Source organism: uncultured Veillonella sp. (genome assembly GCF_963534045.1).
Lineage (GTDB): Bacteria > Bacillota > Negativicutes > Veillonellales > Veillonellaceae > Veillonella.
In genome coordinates this window covers 75,056-98,384 of record NZ_CAUSQT010000001.1, presented here as the reverse complement: position 1 = coordinate 98,384, position 23,329 = coordinate 75,056, and the positions used below count along the sequence as shown (strand labels likewise).

Sequence of the window (23,329 nt, the reverse complement as noted above, 5' to 3'; positions counted from 1 at the left end):
GTGAAAGAACACTAAAATGGTGATGATATACTTTCACAGACCTAAATGGTGGACGTGACCACCGGAAAGATTTGAGGTAAGTACTATGTATGATGTAAAATCTCCAAAGGCGGAGGAATTTATTTCTCATCAAGAAATCCTTGATACTCTTGCCTATGCAGAGGAAAATAAAGAAAATCGCGAATTATTAGACCAAATTTTAGCTAAGGCGGCTACGTTTAAGGGGCTAAATCATAGAGAAGCAGCAGTTCTCTTAGAATGTCCGTTGCCTGAATACAAAGAAAAGCTATTTGCACTAGCTAAAGAAATTAAAAAAGCTATTTATGGTGACCGCATTGTATTGTTTGCGCCGCTATATTTATCTAATTATTGTATCAATGGCTGTGTATATTGCCCATATCACTCTAAGAACCGCGATATTAAACGAAAAAAATTGACCCAAGAACAAATTAAAGAGGAGGTTATTGCCTTAGAAGCAATGGGGCATAAGCGCATTGTTATCGAATCTGGCGAAGATCCTCTTAACAATCCTCTTGATTATATTTTGGAATCTATCAAGACGATTTACAGTATTAAAAATAAAAATGGTGAAATTCGTCGCGTTAATGTAAATATCGCTGCATGTTCCGTTGAAGATTATAAAAAATTGCATGATGTTGGCATTGGTACTTATACATTATTCCAAGAAACATATAATAAGGAAAATTATGAAGCTTTGCATCCAACAGGTCCTAAGAGCGATTACGCGTATCATACAGAAGCGATGGACCGTGCTATGGAAGGCGGCATCGATGATGTAGGTATTGGTGTATTGTATGGTCTAGAACATTACAAATATGATTTTGTAGGTCTTTTGATGCACGCTGAGCATTTAGAAGCTGTTCATGGTGTAGGCCCTCATACGATTTCTGTACCTCGTATTTGCCCTGCTGATGATATCGATGTAGATGATTTCAGCAATGCTGTACCAGATGATATCTTTGAAAAAATCGTGGCTCTTATCCGTGTATCTACACCGTATACAGGCATGATTATGTCCACTCGTGAAAGCCAATCTATGCGTGAACGTGGTTTAGCATTAGGCATTTCCCAAATCAGCGGTGGCTCTCGCACTAGTGTAGGCGGCTATAAAGAAGAGGAAAAACCAGAAGATAACTCCGCACAATTCGATCGCAGCGATACGCGCACATTGGATGAAATTGTAGATTGGCTCTTGGGCCTTGGTTATGTACCTAGTTTCTGTACCGCTTGTTATCGTGCAGGACGTACTGGCGACCGCTTTATGGCGCTTGCTAAATCGGGTCAAATTCATAACTGTTGCCAACCTAATGCATTAATGACGTTGAATGAATACATCATGGATTACGGCGATGAAAAGACGAAAAAACATGGTGCCAAGGTTATTGAAGACCAATTGGAAAATATCAAGAATGATTTGGTAAAAGATAAGGCAAAGGCTTACATTGCTCAAATGGAAGATGGAAAACGAGATTTCCGTTTCTAGTTTTTTGCTAATATTTCATGTGTAAAAAATAGTATATAACTATATGAACAAGCACTGCTTATTATGAGAATGATAATAAGCAGTGCTGTTTTGTTGAGAAAAACAACTGAGTTATATATGGAAAATAATGATAAAACCCTTTATTTATAAGGGCGTTTGTTGTATAATGAAAGAAAATGATAATGATAATAGATTTATAAACAATGTTAATATTGATTATGAATTATTACATTATTCATCAACATTATTTTATATACATGTCACCGAGGTTTTGGATTATGAAGAAGAAACGTTGGCATATTATGCCAAGGGATACAGAAAAAGAAAATACATTGATCCGTGAACTCGGTGTAAATCCGATTGTAGCGAGATTGATGGTGAATCGGAATATAGATAGCGATGAAGGCCATCGCTTCTTAGAAGGCACACTTAAAGATTTGCTTGATCCCTTTACCTTAAAGGATATGGAAACGGCGGTTGCGCTTATCTTAGAAACCATAGAAGCAAAAAAATCTATAGTCGTCTATGGAGATTATGATGTGGATGGTATTACGGCTACATCGCTGTTATATCGCTTTTTAGTTAAAATGGGGGCTCGTGTAAGTTATTACATACCGGAACGGCAAAGCGAAGGATATGGATTAAATTTAGAGGCGTTAGAGCATATTATCTCTGATGGCGCATCTTTAGTTATAACCGTGGACTGTGGTATTAGCTCTTATGATATTGTCGAGGCCGTTTGTGATCGCATCGATATCATTATTACAGACCATCATACGGCGCCACCTCAAATTCCTCCTGCCTGTGCCGTTATTAATCATAAACAACCAGATTGCCCGTACACGGATAAAAACTTATCCGGTGTAGGCGTTGCGTTCAAATTATGTCAAGCGCTCTGGTTGCGTCAATGCGGAGAGTGGTATCTTGATGATTTAGACATCGTTGCACTTGGAACCGTTGCTGACGTCGTTCCGTTGGTTGGAGAAAACCGCATCATCGTTCAGGCTGGACTTAAGAAGATGAACGAGTTGCCTAATTTAGGCATCGATAAACTTATCGATGTGGCCGGCTTACATGATAAAACGATCACTGCAGGACATATTGGATTTACCTTAGCACCGCGCCTAAATGCGGCAGGCCGCGTTACTCATGCAACGCGTGCCGTTGAGCTACTTGTTACGGACGATGTAGATTTGGCAGAAACAATTGCTCAAGAATTACAAGAAACGAATATGGAACGTCAAGAAATAGAACGCTCTATTCACGAAGAGGCCCGTACTAATGTGGCTGCTCAAGGTCATCTAGCAGATTATGTAACCGTAGTAGCTGGAGAAAATTGGCATCCCGGTGTTATCGGTATCGTTGCATCGCGATTGGTAGAAGAGTTTTATAAGCCTACACTTGTTATTAGCATTGATAATGGCGTAGGTAAAGGCTCTTGTCGTAGCATTGAGGGTTTTAATATATATAATGCATTAAAATCCTGTGAAGATATATTGATTCAATTTGGTGGCCATGCCGCAGCGGCTGGATTTAGTATAGATGCTAGCCGTATTGATGAATTGCGTCAGCGCTTAACCGAGTATTGTAAGGCTCATGTTTCTCCTGATGAGTATATTCCTGTTGTATCCATTGATGCCACATTGCCCGTTGATGATATCGATGTTGATATTGTAGATCGTGTGTCCGCCTTAGAACCGTATGGGATGGGCAATAGTACCCCTATATTTGGCGTTATGGATGCTAAGGTGCAGGACATTATGCTGATGGGGCAACTCAAAAATCACTGTAAGGTGATTTTGTCTACAGCCAATGGTAGCGTTGATGCTATCGCTTGGAATCGTCCTGATTTGTTTAGATGTATATTTCAGGGCATGAATGTGAAAGTGGCCTTTACACTTCAAAAAAATGAATGGCAAGGTTTTGTATCGCCACAACTCATGATTCAAGATATAGAGCCCATCGTAGAAGAACCTATTCAATTAAGTGCTGAAGGTTTACGTGAAATATATACAATTGTACGCCTATCATTAAAAGGCGGCGCTAATTCTTTATACCATGTGGAACAAGAAATTTTGCGGCGTAAACCAGATAATCAAAATGGTTCATCTGCATTGATGGCCCTTGATGTGTTTAAAGAATTAGGTATTATTAGCGAAGAAACGAACGATAATGGACAAGCGATGATCCGTTGGAATGTCATCAATGGTAAGCTTGATTTGACAACATCCGTTACGTTTATTACATATAGTCAGCAGGAGGTGATACAATGATGACCATAAATGAAGAAGGTAAAGCCTTAGTTGAGCAAAAAGGCTTTAATAAAGAAGAGGCCTTAAAAGAGTTTATGGATTATGTGCATTCGTATCTAGGAGATGATGAATGCGACCAAATCATGAAGGCTTTCACCCTTGCAGATAAAGCCCATGAAGGTCAATTTAGAGCCTCCGGTGAACCGTATATCATGCATCCTCTTGCAGTGGCAGAGATTTTGGCGCATTTGCAAATCGATCATATTACATTGATTGCGGCCCTACTCCACGATGTCGTTGAGGATACGGAGTATACAAAGGAAGATATTGAAAAATTATTTGGCTCTGAAGTGGCGTTCCTCGTTGATGGGGTAACAAAATTAAATCAGTTCCAATATGAAACTAAAGAAGATCGCCAAATGGAAAATTATCGCAAGATGATTTTGGCCATGGCGAAAGACGTGCGCGTTGTCGTTATCAAACTGGGTGACCGGTTGCATAATATGCGTACCTTGAAACATATGCGTAGCGATAAACAAAAACGCATTGCTAAAGAAACGTTGGAGATTTTTGCTCCTTTAGCTCATCGCCTCGGTATTTTCAACGTAAAATGGGAACTGGAGGATTTATCCTTCCGGTACCTAGAACCAGATAAATACTATGATCTCGTTGATCAAATGAAACAAAAGCGTCAAGCCCGTGAAGATATCGTTAACGATACGATGGAACAATTGACGAAGGCTCTTGGCGAGGCCGGTATCAAAGCGGATATAAAGGGACGACCAAAGCATTTTTATAGTATTTATAAAAAGATGAAAAAGGATAATCGCGACTTGTCTCAAATTTATGATTTATTGGCTGTACGCGTTATCGTTGACACTGTGCCGGATTGCTATGCCGTTCTAGGTATTGCCCATAGCATTTGGAAACCGTTGCCTTATCGGTTTAAAGATTATATTTCTATGCCGAAATCCAACATGTATCAATCATTGCATACTACGGTTATCGGTACGATGGGGCAACCTGTAGAAATCCAAATTCGTACATGGGAAATGCATCGTGTTTCCGAATATGGTGTCGCCGCTCACTGGCGTTACAAAGAAGGTAATAAGGGCGCTGATAAAGAATTTGACCAAAAGGTTGCATGGCTTCGCCAAGTGTTAGAATGGCAAGATACGTCTAACCCTAAGGAACTTGTTAATGCTTTGAAATTAGATGTATTCTCTGGTGAGGTATTTGTATTTACACCTAAGGGTGATGTGGTTAAGTTGCCTATCGGTTCTGTACCACTCGACTTTGCTTATCGCGTTCATACCGATGTAGGCCATCGTTGTGTAGGGGCAAAGGTTAATGGTAAAATTGTGCCTCTAGATTACACATTGCAAAATGGGGACATCGTCGATATCATTACCTCTAAAACTGGTAAACCAAGCCTTGATTGGCTCAATATTGTAGGCTCTTCTGAAAGTAAGAACAAAATCCGTAATTGGTTCAAACGAGAAAATAAAGAAGAAAATATTGAAAAAGGTCTTGAAGCCCTTGAACGTGAAGCAAAACGTCTTAATTATAGTTGGAAAGAGCTTTGTTGTGATAATCGCATTCAACAAGTTGTAAAACAGTTGAAGTCCAATACTGAAAATGAACTATATGCCGCTTGTGGCTATGGTGGGATACCGGTAAGTACCGTTCTATTGCGATTGGTTGAACTATATAAAAAATCTAAAGAGCATGAAGATGCTCGTAAAACAACGGAACAAATCATTGAAAAGTTAAAGGTACAAGGGGCCAAAAAAGCTAAGAATGGCACTGGTGTTCTCGTAAAAGGAGAGCCTGGTGTTATGGTTCGTATGGCGAAATGTTGTAATCCTGTACCAGGCGACGATATTATCGGTTATATTACAAGAGGTCGTGGTGTTTCCGTACATCGATCCGATTGTACAAGCCTTGGTCATACACCGGAAGATCTAGAGCGTATGATTGAAGTTTCGTGGGATGAAGCATCGAGTGAATCCTTCCATGTAGGCATCGATATTCAAGCCTATGATAGATCAGGAATCCTCATGGAGGTAATGGCGGTGCTTTCAGAATTGAAAATTACCATTACTAATATGAACGCCAAAGTCCTTGAAAATACGAAAAATGTAATGATCAACATCGTTGTTGAAATTCGAGATATATCGCAACTTGATTTTGTTATGACTAAATTGCGTCGTATCCGTGAAGTGTACACGGTACAACGTAGTAAAGGTGGTGCATAATGGATACATCAAATTTAGTTCTCATGCGTATGCCGTTGGGACCGCTTGGAACCAATTGTTATGTGATAGGCGATAAGGAGCAGGGGGAAGCGTTCATTATCGATCCTGCTACGACAGAAGTGTTGGAAGCCTTAAAAAAGCATAATTTAAAGACGAAAGCAGTTCTCTTAACTCATGGTCATGGGGATCACATCGGTGGCGTACAAGGCATTGTAGATGCTTACGATGTGCCTATCTATATACATCATAATGATGTGAAATACCTAAGTGATCCGGAATTGAATCTAAGCAATTATAGCAATCCTACACCGATTACCGTAAAAGGGCGCATTGTAGAGGTTCATGAAGGTGATCACATCACATGTGGTGCTATTGATTTGACAGTATACGAAACACCAGGTCACACACCTGGCGGTGTATGCTACTATATGCCGGGTTTAGTATTTGTTGGAGATACTTTATTTAATCAATCTGTGGGGCGCACTGATTTTGTAGAAGGTGATTATGATGCCCTCATCAACGCGATTAAAACAAAGTTATATACATTACCAGACAATACGATGGTATATCCTGGACATGGTCCAGAAACACAAATTGGTTATGAAAAACAATATAATCCATTTGTAGGTGCTTAATTAATTTATTTAGTAAAGGGGATAGTAATTATGAATACAACATTGGAAAAATTAAAAGAACGTATTAAAGATAAAAAATACAAATTGACTACACAACGTCAAACGATTTTACAAGCTTTCATCGATGCTGAAGAAAATCACTTGAGCGCAGAAGACGTATATGTATTGGTAAAAGAAGTAGCCCCAGATATCGGACTTGCTACTATCTACCGTACATTGGATTTATTTACAGAACTAGATTTGTTAAAACGTCTTGACTTTGGTGATGGCCGTAATCGTTATGAATTAAATGACGAAGAGTTTGCCCATTTCCATCATCATTTGATCTGTGTAAAATGTGGTAAGGTTTCCGAGTTTGAAGATGATATGCTAGAAACATTGGAATCTATCATTGCAAAGAAATTGAATTTCCGTACCATCGATCATCAATTAAAAGTATATGGTTACTGCAGTGATTGCCAAGCACATATGACGCCAGCAGAACTTGAAAAGCTCGATAAAATGGCACATCATGCTTAATGGATATCATTACACAGGGCCACTACCGCTTGGATCGGTAGTGGCCCACAACTGTGGTGCCGCAGGGCTGTTTTCACGCAATGAAGAGGCTGATGTGATTCTGCGTGCTGTCGAACGTGATGATATGTATGTCTTGACCGTATCTATTCGTGGCGTTGAACATACTTTGACAGGTCCTGTATCTTCTATGGGCCGACGCTCAATAGGGCAGTCCTTACTTGTGTTGTTGCGTACAGAACAAGGTTTACCTGCTCATAATGAGTGGGGCACGATGGTAGGGGTGCGCCCTACTAAATTACTTCATAAATATATAGACCAATATGGTTCATTAGAGGATGCAACTCGTCACATTAGGGACGAGTTTTCTGTGTCTTTTGAAAAATTAGATATTCTTAGCCGTATTGGACAATATCAACGTCCTTTTTTAGAGTCTCACTCTAATAAGAATATAAGCCTCTATTGTGGTATTCCATTTTGTGAAACACGTTGTGTATATTGTTCATTTCCATACGGTTTATATCAAGAGTATCATCGACAATCTGAATTTATAGCAGCCTTATTAGATGATATAGATGATGTGCGCCATATTTGTGAAAGTTACAATTTGCACATGAAAACGCTCTATATGGGTGGTGGTACACCTACAATATTGAATAATGAAGATTTTCATCGTGTTTTAACTGGATTATCTACATTGATACCTAAAGGGCGTGAATTTACGGTTGAAGCGGGAAGACCCGATTCTATAACCACTGAAAAAATACAGTCTATGCAAGCGTGTCATGTGAATCGCATTAGCATTAATCCTCAGACGATGGACGATACTATATTACGTCGCATCGGGCGTGGACACAGCGCACAAGATATCGATGATATGTATCAATATGTAAAAAAACATACAGATTTTGCTGTTAATATGGATTTTATAGCAGGTCTACCTGGGCAAAATATAAAACATATGGTACATAACATGGATTATATTTGTCATAATTTGCCTGAAAATGTTACAATTCATACGTTAGCTATTAAACGCGGTAGTCCGCTATATGATTTGAACATGCAACATGATGTACCTGATGAGTCCATAGTAAAACACATGGTACAGTATGCTCAGGAGCGATTAGAGCAGGCAGGTTATGTGCCGTATTATCTATATCGTCAACAATATATGAGAGGGCAACTTGAAAATATTGGGTATACATTGCCAGGTAAAGCGTGTGAATATAATATTCAAATCATGGAAGAGCGGCAAACAATTATGTCTATGGGACCAGGTGGATCATCTAAATGGATTAAGGCTCCTGCGTTTAGACAGAAAAAGCAACACATGCCAAAGGATGTAGATGTATATACAGATACATTAAAGACTTTATTAGCTAAGAGGCATGCATTATGTAAATCATTTTGGGAGGTTGTGTAATGGCTATTAAAAGACCAAGAGGTACACAAGATTTCTTGCCAGAACAAATTGTAAATTGGCATTATATAGAACAGCATATGCGCGAAATTTGTAAAGCTTATGGCTTTAGTGAAATTCGTACACCTGCCTTTGAAGATACAAAATTATTTTTACGGGGCATTGGGGAAACTACGGACGTAGTATCAAAGGAAATGTATACCTTCTCCACTGGCGATGACAAGGAACAAAGCTATACATTGCGCCCTGAAAATACGGCTTCTGCCGTACGGGCGTACCTTGAAAATAAGGTGTATGGTAAAGAAAATTTAACAAAATGGTTCTATATGGGGTCTATGTTCCGTCACGATAAACCGCAAGCCGGTCGCTATCGTGAATTCCATCAATTTGGTGCAGAAGTGCTCGGTTCTCCATCTCCTGTAGTGGATAGCGAAGTTATCTGTATGATCGTACAGTTGTTGAAAGATTTCGGCCTTAAGGATCTCAATGTAGAGGTGAACTCTGTAGGTTGTCCAAACTGTCGTCCTACGTACCGTCAAAAGTTGATTGAATTCTTTGAACCTAAAAAAGATCAACTTTGTGAAGATTGCCAAGAGCGGTTGTACAAAAATCCATTGCGTTTATTGGATTGCAAAAATGAAACGTGCAAAGCCTTATCCGTAGGCGCTCCTGAAATTCATGAACATCTATGTGAAGAATGTAATACACATTTTGAAGAACTTAAAACATTACTTGATGCGGCGAATATTCAATATAATCTAAATCCACGTTTGGTTCGTGGCCTAGATTACTACACAAAAACTGCTTTTGAAGTTCAATATACTCCATTAGGTGCGCAAAGTGCAGTAGCCGGTGGTGGTCGTTATGATGGCCTTGTAGAGGAACTCGATGGTCCTCATACACCAGCTATTGGTTTTGCAATGGGCATGGAACGATTGTTGTTGGCTTTGGAAAAACAAAACTTGTTGCCTGAACCGACAATCGAACCAGCAGTATTTGTAGTAGCCCTTGGAGAGGCTGCAAAATTAGAAGCTTTCAAGATTTGCCAAACTTTGCGTAGCGCATATATCACTGCGGAAATGGATGGACAAGGTAAAAGTATGAAAGCTCAATTAAAATATGCTAACAAAATTCATGCAAAATATGTTATCATAGTGGGTGATGATGAATTGGCTAAGCAAGAGGCCATCATTCGTTTTATGGAAACAAGTGAACAGGAAACAGTGCCATTAGCATCTGTTTCTGAACGTATATCTTCTTTGGTGAAAGGATGACAGTAGAATGGAAACAATGAAAGGCTTACACCGTACGCACGGTTGTGGCACTATTTCTGAAGCAGAAGTAGGTAAAGAGGTTGTATTATGTGGTTGGGTTGAACGTCGTCGTGACCACGGCGGTTTGATCTTCTTGGACTTGCGAGATCGTTCTGGCATCGTTCAAGTTGTAGCGTCCCCAGATCATAATGTGGAATCTTTCCACAAGGCTGAAGATGTTCGTAATGAATATGTGCTTTGTGTACGTGGTAAAATTACAAAACGCGATGAAGAAGCAATCAATCCTAACTTGCCTACAGGCGCTTATGAAATGTATTGTGAAGAACTTCGCGTATTGAATTCTGCGAAAACACCTCCATTCTACATTCAAGATAATATCGATGTAGATGAAAATATCCGCTTGAAATATCGTTATCTTGACTTGCGTCGTCCAGAAATGCAACGCAACTTGATTTTACGTCATAAGGTAACAAAGGCTATGCGCGATTTTTTCGATAGCCGCGATTTCCTTGAAATCGAAACACCTATGCTTACAAAATCCACACCAGAAGGTGCGCGTGACTATTTAGTACCTTCTCGTGTGAATGCAGGCACATTCTATGCATTGCCTCAATCCCCACAAATTTTCAAACAAATTTTGATGGTAGCAGGCTATGAAAAATATTTCCAAATCGTACGTTGTTTCCGCGATGAAGATTTGCGTGCAGACCGTCAACCAGAATTCACACAACTCGACTTGGAAATGAGCTTCGTTGATGAAGAGGACATTTATGCACTATTGGAACAAATGGTTGCAGAAGTGTTCAAAAAGACATTGGGCAAAGAAATTCCATTGCCAATGCCTCGCATTACATGGGATGAAGCGATGGATAAATACGGTTCTGATAAACCAGATCTTCGCTTTGATATGGCTTTCACAGATGTAACTGAACTCGTAAAAGATACTGAATTCAAAGTATTCCGCTCTGTTATCGACAATGGCGGTATCGTAAAAGGTATCGTAGTACCTGGTGATGCAGGTATTCCTCGTCGTGAACTCGATGATTTGGTAGCATATGTAAATCGCTACGGTGCAAAAGGTTTGGCTTGGGCTTGCTTCAATGAAGACGGTTCCATTAAATCTCAAATCATGAAGTTCTTAGGTGAAGATACAATCCGCAATATCGGTGAAAAAATGGGCGCTAAAGGCGGCGACCTTGTATTGATGATTGCTGATAAACCAGCAACTGTTGCTCGTGCACTTGGTGAGTTGCGCCTTGAAATGGCTCGTCGTATGAACATGATTGACGAAGATAAATTGGCTTTCACATGGGTAACAGATTTCCCTATGTTTGAATATAACGAAGATGAAAAACGCTATGTTGCTATGCATCATCCGTTCACAATGCCTCGCCACGAAGATCTTGATAAATTACAATCCGATCCTGGTAGCGTAAAAGCAATTGCTTACGATATGGTATTGAACGGCGTTGAAATCGGTGGCGGTTCCTTGCGTATTTATCAATCTGACGTACAAGAAAAAGTATTTAAAGCAATTGGTTTATCCGAAGAAGAAGCTAAATCTAAATTCGGTTTCATGCTTGATGCATTTAAATACGGTGCGCCACCTCATGCAGGTTGTGCATTTGGTCTTGATCGTCTCGTTATGTTGATGGCTAAACGCCAATCCATCCGCGACGTTATCGCATTCCCTAAAACACAATCCGCTTCTGATATCATGAGCCAAGCGCCATCTGAAGTAGAACCTAAACAATTAAAAGAATTACACATAAAACCAGATGTAGAGGAAGAAGAACAATCCTTGGTATAATCGCAAGTAAACATATTATAAAAGGACCGCAAGAATTGCTAAAATTTTAAAAGTCAAGTCTTGTAAATGATAAATCTTTCTGCTACTATTTATGTATAAGATATCCCTGCCATGTGCGTGTGATATCGCAGTTTTGAGCCAACACATTTTCTTCGGGAGTCCGGAACTCTCGTCTGAACGTTACGCCCTCACGGGACAACTGCAGGATGAGGAGGACACCCACCTGCTCTTGCAGGATCAAAACGCGGTACATTACGGCATGGTGGGGCTTTTTTGCATGTAAAGAATGAATGGAGGTAGCATGGATAGTTTATTTGATGCATTACCTACGAATAAATATGAACCACTACCGGTGCGAATGAGACCGACAGAACTTGATCATTTGTATGGTCAAGAACAGGCGGTAGGGAAGGGGACATTCCTTCGCGCCATGGTGGAAAAGGATACAATACCATCCATGTTGTTTTACGGGCCTTGTGGAACTGGTAAAACGACATTAGCCGGTATCATTGCTAAGATGAGCAACAGCCATTTTGTCAATTTAAATGCGACAAATGCAGGTATCGGTGAATTGCGAAATATTATAGAAGATGCGCGGAAACGCGTTCGTTCTTTGCAACAACGAACCATTTTATTTCTCGATGAAATACATCGCTTTAATAAGAGTCAACAAGACGTACTGTTACCCTGCGTTGAAGATGGTACGATTATTCTTATTGGGGCAACTACAGAAAATCCATTTTTTGAAGTCAATCGCCCATTATTATCGAGGCTACGACTTATTACATTGGAGGCCTTAACGCCGAAGGCAATTAGTCAAATTTTAAAGCGAGCTCTTACAGATAGCGAAGTAGGCTTAGGGGCTCGTAACTTACAGGTAAAGGATGAGTTGCTTGAGGATATAGGTATCTTCGTCAATGGAGATGGTCGTATGGCACTCAATATTTTGGAGCAAGCTGCGGCTATGGTGCACGATGGCGAAGAAATTACTTTGGAAATACTTGAAAAGGTCGTAGGCCGTCGTATTTATACATACGATAAAAAAGGAGATAGTCATTACGACACAATTTCTGCCTTTATTAAAAGTATGCGCGGATCCGATGTACAGGCTACGCTTCACTACTTAGCACGTATGATAGAGGCCGGTGAGGATCCTAATTTTATCGCTCGTCGTATTGTCATTTGTGCCGCCGAAGATGTAGGATTAGCAGATCCACAAGCCTTAATATTGGCTAATGCAGCAGCACAGGCCGCGCATATGGTGGGATTTCCAGAGGCGCGTATCATTTTATCTGAGGCGGCGTGCTATGTGGCGTTGGCGTCTAAGAGTAATTCCGCATATCTAGGTATAGATGCGGCTATTTCTGATGTGCGTCATAAAGATTGTGGGCAAGTGCCGGATCATTTACGTGATAGCCACTATAGTGGGGCGAGTAAACTAGGACATGGGCTAACTTATAAATATGCTCATAACTATCCAAATGGATACGTTAAGCAACAATATTTGCCGGATTCTTTGGTAAATGCTGAGTATTATAAGGGCGTCGATCGTGGGGTAGAACATAATCTATTAAAAGATTGGAATGATAGACGCAAAGATAAATAGAATAGTCAATATATGGTATAATATAATGATGATTTAAAATAGATTTTTATATAAAAGTAAGGGGTTTGTATACTATTATGGCAGAAGAGAAAAAAACTTCTACACGAGGGCGGAAGCCTCGCAAAAAACGAGCTACACCGGCACCAAAAAAAGAAGGATTTTCACTGCGTAATGAAGTGAAAGGCATTATTGTCATAGGTGTTGCCATACTGGCATTGCTAGGCTTTTTTGGCTTTGATTTAGGCATTGTAGGCGAAATATTGACGGGAATATTTCGCTATGGATTTGGCTTTGGGGGCATAATTCCGTGCATTGCTGTACTATGGCTTGGATGGCGTTTATTATACCAAGGTAAATTTATGTCTATCACACGTCGTGGTCTTCTCATAACAGTTTTTTACTTATTAGCTATTACCATGGTTCCACTATATCGTGTACCTGTGGGTGATGAATTGGCGACTACAGCGCTTGCAGATCAAGGTGGTGTTGTGGGCGGTTTCTTGGCTTCCTTTATACGAACTATGTTCGGTGAAGTTGGCTCCATTATTGTTGTTGCCGTACTTATGCTTTGCTGTGGTCTCCTTATTACGCGCCTATCCTTAGGTAACGGATTGCGTAAGGCTGCTGATAAAACGCAAGTAGGCCTTGATAAGGCAAAAGAAGTGGCTGTTGAAAAGGTAGCGGTAGCTAAAGAGGTTATCGAAGATTGGAATGAACAGCGTAAAGAAGCAGCACAGCGCAAGGCTTATGACCGCGAAAAGGATACGCGATATACTGATGCAGCTCAGAATGCTGTAGAGGCTATTGAAAATAGAGGTATTGTAGCTGCTAATGATGATTATGAAGTTGAGCCAATCGATACACATACGCCGTCTTCTTGGAAAGAATTAGCCGAGTTAGAGGCTCGTAATAGAGCGGCAGAACGATTAGCGCAAATCTCTGAAGAATCTGGTGATGCTGTTGATAACAGTGAAATCCATACTGATAGTACCGGTGATGATTCAAAAACAATGCCTGCATGGCTCCATGATCATGATGAGGAACATGCCGATATTGAAGAATTTGATACAGATGATAGTGTTGAGGATGATGTGCATACCACCGATGAATCAGGCCCAGCAGAATACTCTTATCAACCAACGACTATTGGTCCGTTAGAAACCAATCATGCGGCGATTGCGAGTGCTGTACCTGGAAGTGGTGCGGCTGCAAGCTCTGTTAGTGCTGGTGCAGGCATGAGTTCTATGCCATTATCTGTACCATCTTTGGCAAGTACTGCTGAGGATACAGCTCAGGTAGCCGTATCAAAAGATGGTCAAATTCATAGAACTTATGACAAACCATATCACTTCCCAAGCCTTGATATTTTGGCGAAAGGGGAGGTAGGTCAAAATAATAATGACGAGGTTGCGTATAATGCGATGCGCCTCGAAGATGTTTTATCTAGCTTTGGCATTTCTGCTAAGGTAGTTAATGCTACGCAAGGCCCAACCGTAACACGGTATGAAATTGAACCAGCCCAAGGTGTTAAGGTAAGTAGAATCGTAAACTTAACAGATGACATTGCCTTGAATCTAGCGGCTCAACATATACGTATGGAGGCACCAATTCCTGGTAAATCTGCTATTGGTATCGAGGTACCTAATACGAAAACAGAAGCCGTTCACTTGCGTGATGTACTTGATTGTAATGACTTTAAAGAGGCGCGTGGTGGTATTCCTGTAGGCCTTGGTAAGGATATCGCTGGCAAACCTGTGATTACTGATTTGGCTAAGATGCCACATTTATTGGTAGCTGGTACAACAGGTTCCGGTAAATCTGTATGTGTGAATACATTGATTTCCAGTATTCTCTTTAGCCGTAAACCAGAAGAGGTTAAGTTATTACTTATCGACCCTAAGATGGTTGAATTATCTGTGTATAATGGCATTCCTCATTTGATGGCACCAGTTGTAACGGATATGAAAAAAGCGGCTGCTGTATTGCGTTGGGCAGTTCGAGAAATGGAAGCTCGTTACAAGGCGTTTGCTGCATCTGGCAAGCGCGATATTAAAAGCTATAATGAAGCGCATCCTAAGTCGGCAATGCCTCTTATCGTATTGATTATTGATGAGTTGGCGGACTTGATGATGACTGCTCCTGATGATATTGAAGAATCCATTAGTCGATTGGCTCAGATGGCACGTGCTGCTGGTATTCATATGGTACTGGCTACACAGCGTCCATCTGTTAACGTTATTACTGGTTCTATTAAGGCAAACGTGCCAAGCCGTATTTCTTTTGCCGTAGGGTCCCAAATCGACTCTCGTACAATCCTCGATATGGCGGGTGCTGAAAAACTATTAGGCAAAGGTGATATGTTGTTCTCTCCAATTGGGGCTAATAAACCAATTCGTGTACAAGGTGCTTTCATCTCTGATGATGAAGTGGAACATTTGGTAGAGTTTGTAAAACAACAACGAGAACCAGAATATGATGATACGGTAACGGCTGAGGCAGAAAAGGAAACCGCAGCACAAGATAATGATGAACAAGATATTTATCGTGATGAGTTATTAGAACGAGCTGTCAATCTTGTAATGGAATCTGGTCAAGCATCCGTGTCGATGTTGCAACGTAGATTCCGTATCGGTTATACGCGTGCTGCACGCCTTGTAGATACCATGGAGGATCTTAAAATTGTAGGTCCTAATATGGGTAGTAAAGCACGAGAGATTTTAATGAGTCCAGAACAGGTGAAAGCTCGATACTTCTCTGATTCTGAGGAATAGAAAGGGATATACTGTGGCTGAGTTAGGTGAAGAATTACGTCGAGAACGAGTACGTAGAAATCTCACATTTAAAGATATTGAACAAGTACTTCATATTAAAACAACCTATTTAGAAGCCATCGAAGATGGAAACTATGCAGTTATCCCAGGACGTGTATACGCGAAAGGTTTTATTCGCAATTATGGAAATTACCTTGGCCTTGATGGAGATCGCTTAGTGAAGGTTTATCAAAATCAAGTAGGTGAAGTGGATACATTCACAATACGTCCTATTATGCGTCAAAAGAAACAGGAAACCATTAATTCTGTGCAGAGTGAGTACGTTGAGCATCAGATGGCAAAACGTCGTATGTCGCTTGAAACGAGACAGAAAAAGCGACAACGGTCCATTGAACAAGAACGTATTATGCTTGCTATTATTGCCGTATTCATGGTGATATTTTTGATATGGTTGTTTTTATTCTAAGATACATCGTTACAGTTAAAGGAAGGTTATATTGATGGATACATTTTTAGTTACAGAACGCGCAGATATGGAAGCGCGCGGGTGGGCAGAACTCGATTTCGTGCTCATCAGTGGCGATGCGTATGTAGATCATCCATCTTTTGCGCCTGCCGTAATTGGTCGTTATCTAGAATCCAAAGGATATCGAGTTGGTATTATTGCCCAACCTGATTGGAATGATGTTAATGCTTTTAAAAAATTAGGAAAGCCTCGTCTTGCATCGCTTGTTACTGCAGGCAACTTGGATTCCATGCTCAATAAGTTTACGGCAGCTAAAAAAATCCGCCGTGAAGATGATTACTCACCGGGAGGTGAGGCAGGACATCGCCCCGATAGAGCGACCTTGGTATACTCTAACCGTATGAAAGAAGCCTTTAGAGATGTGCCTCTTATCATTGGTGGCATCGAGGCTTCATTGCGGCGTTTTGGGCATTATGATTATTGGTCTGATACGGTGCGTCGGTCCATTCTTGTAGACTCTAAGGCTGATGTACTTATATATGGCATGGGTGAATTACAGATTATAGAGTTAGCCGAAGCACTAGATCAAAATCGATTCGAAGAATCATTGCCCAATATACGTGGTATTTGTTATATGTCAAAAGACATACCATCCATTGATTGTGTTGCATGTCCTTCCTTTGAAGAAATCAAGGCAGATAAAATGGCCTTCGCCGATGCTTTTCGCATTCAATATGATGAACAAGATCCATTCTATGGACGACCTATTGTACAAAAACATGGAGATCGCTATGTTGTACAAAATGTACCGGCCTTACCATTAACACAGGAGCAAATGGATGCGGCGTATGATTTACCATACACTCGTAAATGGCATCCATCGTATGATGATAAAGGGGGCGTGCCTGCATTAAGCGAGGTGCAGTTTAGCCTCGTTAGTCAACGTGGTTGTTTTGGTAGTTGCTCATTTTGTGCTATTACCAATCATCAAGGGCGTATAATTCAAAATCGCAGCCATCAGTCTTTGATTGATGAAGCTAAGTTGATGATCAATATGGATGGGTTTAAAGGCTACATTCATGATGTAGGTGGGCCAACGGCCAATTTCAGACATTTAGCATGCGATAAACAAGCCGTCTTTGGTGCTTGTAAAGGTCGCACCTGTGCGGCGCCGGAACCTTGTGAAAATTTGAATACTAATCACGATGATTACATTGCATTATTGCGCAAGTTACGAAAGTTAAAGGGCGTAAAAAAGGTCTTCGTCAGATCGGGGTTACGTTATGATTATGTTTTAGCCGACAATAACAAAGCCTTTGTAAAGGAACTTTGTCAATATCATGTGAGTGGTCAGCTAAAGGTTGCGCCTGAACATGTATCAAAGCGTGTAACGACTATGATGGGCAAGGCTGGAAAAGAAGAATTCCTGACCTTTAAAAAATGGTTTGAAGAGGCAAATCGTGAATTAGGGAAAAAACAATATTTAGTTCCTTATTTTATGAGTTCTCACCCTGGATGTACATTAGAGGATGCCATAGAATTAGCTGAATTTTTACGAGATCAGCATATGTATCCTGAACAAGTTCAAGATTTTATTCCTACACCGGGCAGTCTTTCAACGTGTATGTATTATACGGGTATTAATCCTCTTGATGGCAAGCCTGTTTATGTGGCTAAAAAAGGTCGGGACAAGGCTAAGCAACGAGCCTTGATGCAATATAAAAACATTGAAAATTACGACTTGGTAAAAGAGGCTCTTATCGAAGCTAATCGGCGTGATTTAATCGGCTTTGGACCTGAGTGCTTAATTCCATCTAGACCAATTGGACAAGGTAAAATGCAACATCAAGGACGAAAAAAAACGGGACAATCGAGAGGCAGTCAATCTCGATATGCTCGAAGTGGTTCTCCTTCACAGGTCAATAAGACTAAGGGAGAACGTAAAAGGAGATTTACGCGATGAAACGATGGATGGCATTTATTGTGTTAATGCTTTTTGTCTTAGGTATGATGGGGTATGGCATATACTTTTATCGAGAGGAGCAAATTGAAAAATCAAAAGCGCCTGTACGTGGTGAAATTACGGTTTACACTGACTTACCTAATAACTTAACAACACTATTAGCTGATAAATATTTAGAGGATAAAAACGTAAAAGTTAATATTATGCCACTCACTGAGGAGCAAATGGAACAACGGGTTTCCTCTAAGTTAGCAGATTCATCTGGTGATGTAGTGATTACATCTGAGGATAACCTCGTCATCGGTGCTAGTAAAGATAAGTTTGCTCCTATTGTAAATGAACGCATAGATGAGGTCTTGGATCGCCTAAAGGATTCAAATGGTTACTGGGTCGGCTTATGGTATGATCCTATCGTTTTTGTACAAAATGAATCATTTTACAATAAACTAGGTCAACATATTACGACTTGGGATACCTTGCAAAAGCCTGGGAACTGGCGTGTGGTGATGACAGATTTCGGAGCTTCTCAAAATGCGGCTAATCTTTTGTACAATTTGGTGGAATATAAAGGCGAGCCAGATGCTATTGCAGATTTATTAGCTTTAAAAACACATGTTATACAACATTCTAAGTTCCTTTCCACACCTGTACGGCTAACAGCTCTTGGTGAATCGGATATTGGCATTGGGAATCTTTCTGATGCACAACAGTACATTCGCCATTCTTATCCTGTAAAAATGATTTATCCTAGTGATGGCACATCATTTTATATAACAGGTGCAGCGGTGCAAAAAGATTCTAAGCATAAAAATGAAAGTATAGAGTTTATTACTTGGTTACTATCTAGTGAAACTGCAAAATATATGATGAATAATAATTTTACCTATATATTCGCCAATCCTGAAGTTACCGAACCCGTAGATGCACTAGGGCGTTCCGTAGTGTTATGGCCTGTTAATGGCGGCTATACAGTGGAGGGAAAAGAACTTTTATTGAATCACTGGGTTAGCCAAGTACGTTTTAGAAAAGATCAATAGAAGAGTATTTCTATAAAATACGTATACAATATCGTTACATTCTATAAATAAGAAAGGATTTAGAATGACCAAATCATTGGGATATATTAGCCTAGGTTGTGCTAAAAATTTAGTAGATACAGAGGTTATGCTTGGATTGTTAAAGGATGATGGTTATACCATTACCGATAATTTACATGAGGCTGACTTAATTATCATAAATACATGTACCTTTATAGAGAAAGCTAAGGAAGAATCTATCAATACGATTCTTGAAGCTGCTCAGTATAAAGAAACTGGTCGTTGTAAAGGCTTAATTGTAGCAGGTTGCTTGAGTCAACAATACCAAGATGAGTTGTTTACAGAAATCCCTGAAATTGATGCCCTTATTGGTACTGGTGCATGGGATCAAGTTATGGTAGCTGTTGATGCGATTGAGCATGGCAATCGTAGCTGCATCATGGAAAATATCACTAATATCTATGATGAACGCATGCCTCGCATTCAAACGACGCCACGCTACAGTGCGTATGTAAAAATTGCAGAAGGTTGTAACAATGGTTGTACATTCTGTATCATTCCTAAGGTGCGTGGTGCATTTAGAAGTCGTTCCATTGAATCTATTAAGGCTGAAGTTGAACGATTAGCTGCATCAGGGGTTAAAGAAATCGTTCTCATTGCACAAGATACGACTAGCTACGGCATTGATTTAAATAATGGTAAACCATTACTTACAGAGCTGTTAAAAGAATTAACTAAGGTTGAGGGAATCGAGTGGATTCGCATGCTCTATTTATATCCAACATTCTTTAGTGATGAATTGCTTGATATTATCGTCAATGAACCGAAGCTTTGTAAATATGTTGATATACCATTACAACATGTAAACAACGATATTCTTAAACAAATGAATCGTCGTGATTCTCGTGAGGATATTGAGCGATTATTAAAGAAAATCCGCAATGCACCAACTCATGTTACATTGCGTACATCGATTATTGTTGGATTCCCTGGTGAAACAGACGAACAGTTCCAAGAACTTTGTGAATTTGTGAAGGATATCAAGTTTGATAACATGGGTGTTTTTACATATTCTCAAGAGGAAGGAACCATTGCAGGGGCTCGCGAAGATCAAGTACCAGAAGAGGTTAAAGAAGAACGCTATCATTCATTGATGTCTATACAAGCTGCTATTTCTGAAGAGAATAACCGCGATTTAGAAGGCACTATTGACTATGCCATGATTGAAGAATTAGAAGAAGGCGATAATGATACTGTTCTTGCAAAAGGTCGTTTGAGATCACAAGCTCCAGATGTAGATGGGAACATGTATATCGAAGACTGTGGCGATAAGGTTAAACCTGGAGATATTGTACAGGTACAAGTAGAGCAAGGTTTTGCTTACGATGTAGTAGCTACTATCGTAGAATAATATTGATTGGTGTATTAGGTAATACCACTATTAACACATCTGAAGTGATGGGAGGTATTTACAATGATTGTAGAATTAATTTCTACAGGTTCTGAATTATTGTTAGGGGATACGGTGAACACCAATGTCTCTTGGTTAGCTCAGGAACTTAATAAATTAGGTTATACCATAGCGTATCAGTCTGTGGTGGGAGACAATCCAGGCCGTATGTCTGAAGTGTTTAAAAAAGCGGCACAACGTGCTGATCTCGTGATTAGTACAGGTGGGTTGGGTCCAACTCAGGGTGATATAACACGGCAAGTTTTGGCATCGTCCTTAAATCGCGGTGTCGTATATAATGATGATGCTATGGCTGAGGTGCGACAATTTTTCAAACGAGTAGGTCGTGAAATGCCTGATGCGAGTCGTAGAGAGGCTATGTTGCCTGATGGCTCTAGTGTTTTAGCTAATCCTGTCGGTGTTGCACCAGGCGTAGTAACCGTAGATGGCGATGTAACCTATATACTATTACCAGGACCTCCAGGTGAAATGAAGGGGATGTTTACACAAAGTGTAGTGCCTTATCTTCATAAGCGTTTTGGTTCACAAGGTGTTGTAACGTCTTATCGTTATGGCGTTTATAACATTCGTGAAATCGATTTAGAAGAACGCGTTATGGATTTGATTAAGCAACAATCAAATCCAACCATAGCTTTGTTAATAAAAAAAGGCTACATTGAATTACGCATTACTGCAAAGGCTTCATCTCTCGATGAAGCACATAGATTGTTAAATCCTTGGGATGAAATCATTCGTCGCCGTTTAGGTTCTTTGATTGGCCGTAAGTTAGATATTTCTATGGAGGAAACACTCGGTAATACGTTAAAAGAATCGTCTGCTACCATGGCTACGGCAGAGTCTTGCACATCTGGTTTAGTTGGTAAACTATTGACAAACGTAAGTGGTAGTAGTGATTACTATATGGGTGGCATTATATCCTATAGCAATGATGTAAAACATCGGGTCTTAGGTGTGCCACAAGATTTACTCGATACATATGGCGCCGTGAGCGAACAAGTAGCCAAAGCGATGGCTGAAGGTGCAAAACGCGTATGCAATACGACATATGCGGTGTCTACAACGGGGATAGCAGGCCCTGGTGGTGGCACACCGGATAAACCAGTGGGCCTCGTTTGGTTTGGCGTAACTGGACCATATGGAACCGTTGCTCACAAAGCTAATCTTATTGGTAATCGAGAAGATATCCGCCAAAGTGCGGCTGAATTAGCATTATATTACATGAATTTGTACATTCAAGAAAAAGGGGATAAATAATGGCTGTTGATGGTAGACAAGCAGCGTTGGATAACGCATTAAAACAAATAGAAAAAGACTTTGGTAAAGGTGCTATCATGCGCCTAGGTGAAGCGGCAGATCGTATGAATGTTGAGGTTATTTCCTCTGGTTCTCTTGCCATTGACCTCGCTGTAGGTGTAGGTGGCTTCCCTCGTGGTCGTGTCATTGAAATTTATGGCCCAGAATCATCTGGTAAAACAACTGTTGCTCTTCACGCTGTAGCTGAAGCGCAAAAACAAGGTGGCGTCGCTGCATTTATTGATGCGGAACATGCGATGGACCCAATCTATGCACGTAATCTTGGCGTAGATATTAATAACTTGTTAATTTCCCAACCAGACAATGGTGAACAAGCCTTAGAAATTACAGAGGCGCTTGTACGTAGTGGTGCTGTAGATATCGTTGTAGTTGACTCTGTTGCTGCATTGGTACCTAAAGCAGAAATTGAAGGGGAAATGGGGGATGCTCACGTAGGTCTCCATGCCCGTTTAATGAGTAAAGCATTGCGTAAATTAACAGGTACTATTAATAAGACAAAAACCGTTGTTATCTTTATCAACCAATTGCGTGAAAAGGTAGGCGTAATGTTTGGTAACCCAGAAACAACGACCGGTGGTCGTGCCTTAAAATTCTATTCTTCTGTACGTCTTGATGTGCGTAAGGGCGAATTGATTAAGGCCAATAATGAAAATGTAGGGGCCCGTACAAAGGTTAAGGTTGTTAAGAACAAGGTGGCCCCTCCATTTAAAACTGCTGAATTTGATTTGATGTATGGTCAAGGGATTTCCAGAGAAGGTACTCTTATCGATATCGGTACTAATATGGAAATTATCAAAAAATCTGGCGCGTGGTATTCCTATAATGGGGAACGGATGGGACAAGGTAAAGAAGCGGCAAAACAATACCTTTTCGACAATCCTCAAGTAGCTGAAGAAATCGATCGTATCATTCGTGATACATTAGCAGCTGAACCAGAAACATTTGACGTTGTTGGCGAAGATGCTACTCCAGAAGAAGATTAATCGATATAGTATATAAAAAAAGGGCTACTGTGTAGCCCTTTTTCATTGA

At 40.3% G+C, this 23,329-nt stretch carries 16 protein-coding genes and 1 other RNA gene; all 17 read left to right on the top strand.

Features of this window, described 5'->3' with window-relative positions; genetic code table 11:
* The first annotated feature begins 85 nt into the window (after positions 1–85).
* The 17 genes from hydG (at position 86) to recA (ending at position 23,280) form a co-directional block, all read left to right on the top strand.
* On the top strand, positions 86–1,504 hold the full coding sequence (gene hydG, locus RYP29_RS00525) for a [FeFe] hydrogenase H-cluster radical SAM maturase HydG (protein ID WP_016475799.1): 1,419 nt from the start codon (positions 86–88) through the stop codon (positions 1,502–1,504).
* Positions 1,505–1,782: 278 nt separating this feature from the next.
* Complete coding sequence (gene recJ, locus RYP29_RS00520; protein ID WP_311531502.1) at positions 1,783–3,777, top strand: single-stranded-DNA-specific exonuclease RecJ; 1,995 nt, start codon at positions 1,783–1,785, stop codon at positions 3,775–3,777.
* On the top strand, positions 3,774–6,014 hold the full coding sequence (locus RYP29_RS00515; protein WP_005376171.1) for a bifunctional (p)ppGpp synthetase/guanosine-3',5'-bis(diphosphate) 3'-pyrophosphohydrolase: 2,241 nt from the start codon (positions 3,774–3,776) through the stop codon (positions 6,012–6,014). The genes recJ and RYP29_RS00515 overlap by 4 nt, the downstream gene beginning before the upstream one ends.
* Positions 6,014–6,649 carry an MBL fold metallo-hydrolase gene (locus RYP29_RS00510; protein WP_311531499.1) on the top strand — a complete coding sequence of 212 codons (636 nt, stop codon included), beginning with the start codon at positions 6,014–6,016 and terminating at the stop codon, positions 6,647–6,649. The genes RYP29_RS00515 and RYP29_RS00510 overlap by 1 nt, the downstream gene beginning before the upstream one ends.
* A 30-nt stretch (positions 6,650–6,679) precedes the next feature.
* Entirely contained in the window at positions 6,680–7,168 is a 489-nt protein-coding gene (locus RYP29_RS00505; protein ID WP_005380706.1) for a Fur family transcriptional regulator, read from the top strand.
* The gene (gene hemZ, locus RYP29_RS00500; RefSeq protein WP_311531498.1) at positions 7,161–8,588 is read left to right on the top strand and encodes a coproporphyrinogen dehydrogenase HemZ; all 1,428 of its coding nucleotides are present in this window, start codon (positions 7,161–7,163) and stop codon (positions 8,586–8,588) included. Before RYP29_RS00505 ends, hemZ begins: the two co-directional genes overlap by 8 nt.
* Positions 8,588–9,859, top strand: a complete 1,272-nt coding sequence (gene hisS, locus RYP29_RS00495) for a histidine--tRNA ligase (protein ID WP_005376362.1) — start codon at positions 8,588–8,590, stop codon at positions 9,857–9,859. Before hemZ ends, hisS begins: the two co-directional genes overlap by 1 nt.
* A 7-nt stretch (positions 9,860–9,866) precedes the next feature.
* Positions 9,867–11,669: an aspartate--tRNA ligase gene (gene aspS, locus RYP29_RS00490; protein WP_005380601.1), complete on the top strand. Its 1,803-nt coding sequence runs from the start codon at positions 9,867–9,869 to the stop codon at positions 11,667–11,669.
* Between the two features lie 100 nt (positions 11,670–11,769).
* Positions 11,770–11,942, top strand: a non-coding RNA gene (ssrS, locus tag RYP29_RS00485) — 6S RNA.
* Between the two features lie 28 nt (positions 11,943–11,970).
* Positions 11,971–13,275 (top strand): replication-associated recombination protein A, encoded by a 1,305-nt coding sequence (locus RYP29_RS00480; protein ID WP_311531497.1) that lies wholly within the window; start codon positions 11,971–11,973, stop codon positions 13,273–13,275.
* Between the two features lie 77 nt (positions 13,276–13,352).
* Complete coding sequence (locus tag RYP29_RS00475; RefSeq protein ID WP_311531496.1) at positions 13,353–16,046, top strand: DNA translocase FtsK 4TM domain-containing protein; 2,694 nt, start codon at positions 13,353–13,355, stop codon at positions 16,044–16,046.
* A 13-nt stretch (positions 16,047–16,059) separates the two neighbouring features.
* The gene (locus RYP29_RS00470; protein ID WP_005376169.1) at positions 16,060–16,512 is read left to right on the top strand and encodes a helix-turn-helix transcriptional regulator; all 453 of its coding nucleotides are present in this window, start codon (positions 16,060–16,062) and stop codon (positions 16,510–16,512) included.
* A gap of 34 nt (positions 16,513–16,546) precedes the next feature.
* On the top strand, positions 16,547–18,475 hold the full coding sequence (locus tag RYP29_RS00465) for a YgiQ family radical SAM protein (protein ID WP_311531495.1): 1,929 nt from the start codon (positions 16,547–16,549) through the stop codon (positions 18,473–18,475).
* The gene (locus tag RYP29_RS00460; protein ID WP_311531494.1) at positions 18,472–19,512 is read left to right on the top strand and encodes an extracellular solute-binding protein; all 1,041 of its coding nucleotides are present in this window, start codon (positions 18,472–18,474) and stop codon (positions 19,510–19,512) included. The genes RYP29_RS00465 and RYP29_RS00460 overlap by 4 nt, the downstream gene beginning before the upstream one ends.
* Positions 19,513–19,576: 64 nt before the next feature.
* Positions 19,577–20,923: a 30S ribosomal protein S12 methylthiotransferase RimO gene (rimO, locus tag RYP29_RS00455; RefSeq protein WP_311531493.1), complete on the top strand. Its 1,347-nt coding sequence runs from the start codon at positions 19,577–19,579 to the stop codon at positions 20,921–20,923.
* 63 nt (positions 20,924–20,986) lie between these two features.
* Positions 20,987–22,237, top strand: coding sequence for a competence/damage-inducible protein A (locus RYP29_RS00450; RefSeq protein WP_311531492.1), 1,251 nt, complete (start codon positions 20,987–20,989; stop codon positions 22,235–22,237).
* Positions 22,237–23,280, top strand: coding sequence for a recombinase RecA (gene recA, locus RYP29_RS00445; RefSeq protein ID WP_005376148.1), 1,044 nt, complete (start codon positions 22,237–22,239; stop codon positions 23,278–23,280). The genes RYP29_RS00450 and recA overlap by 1 nt, the downstream gene beginning before the upstream one ends.
* The last annotated feature ends 49 nt before the right edge of the window (positions 23,281–23,329 follow it).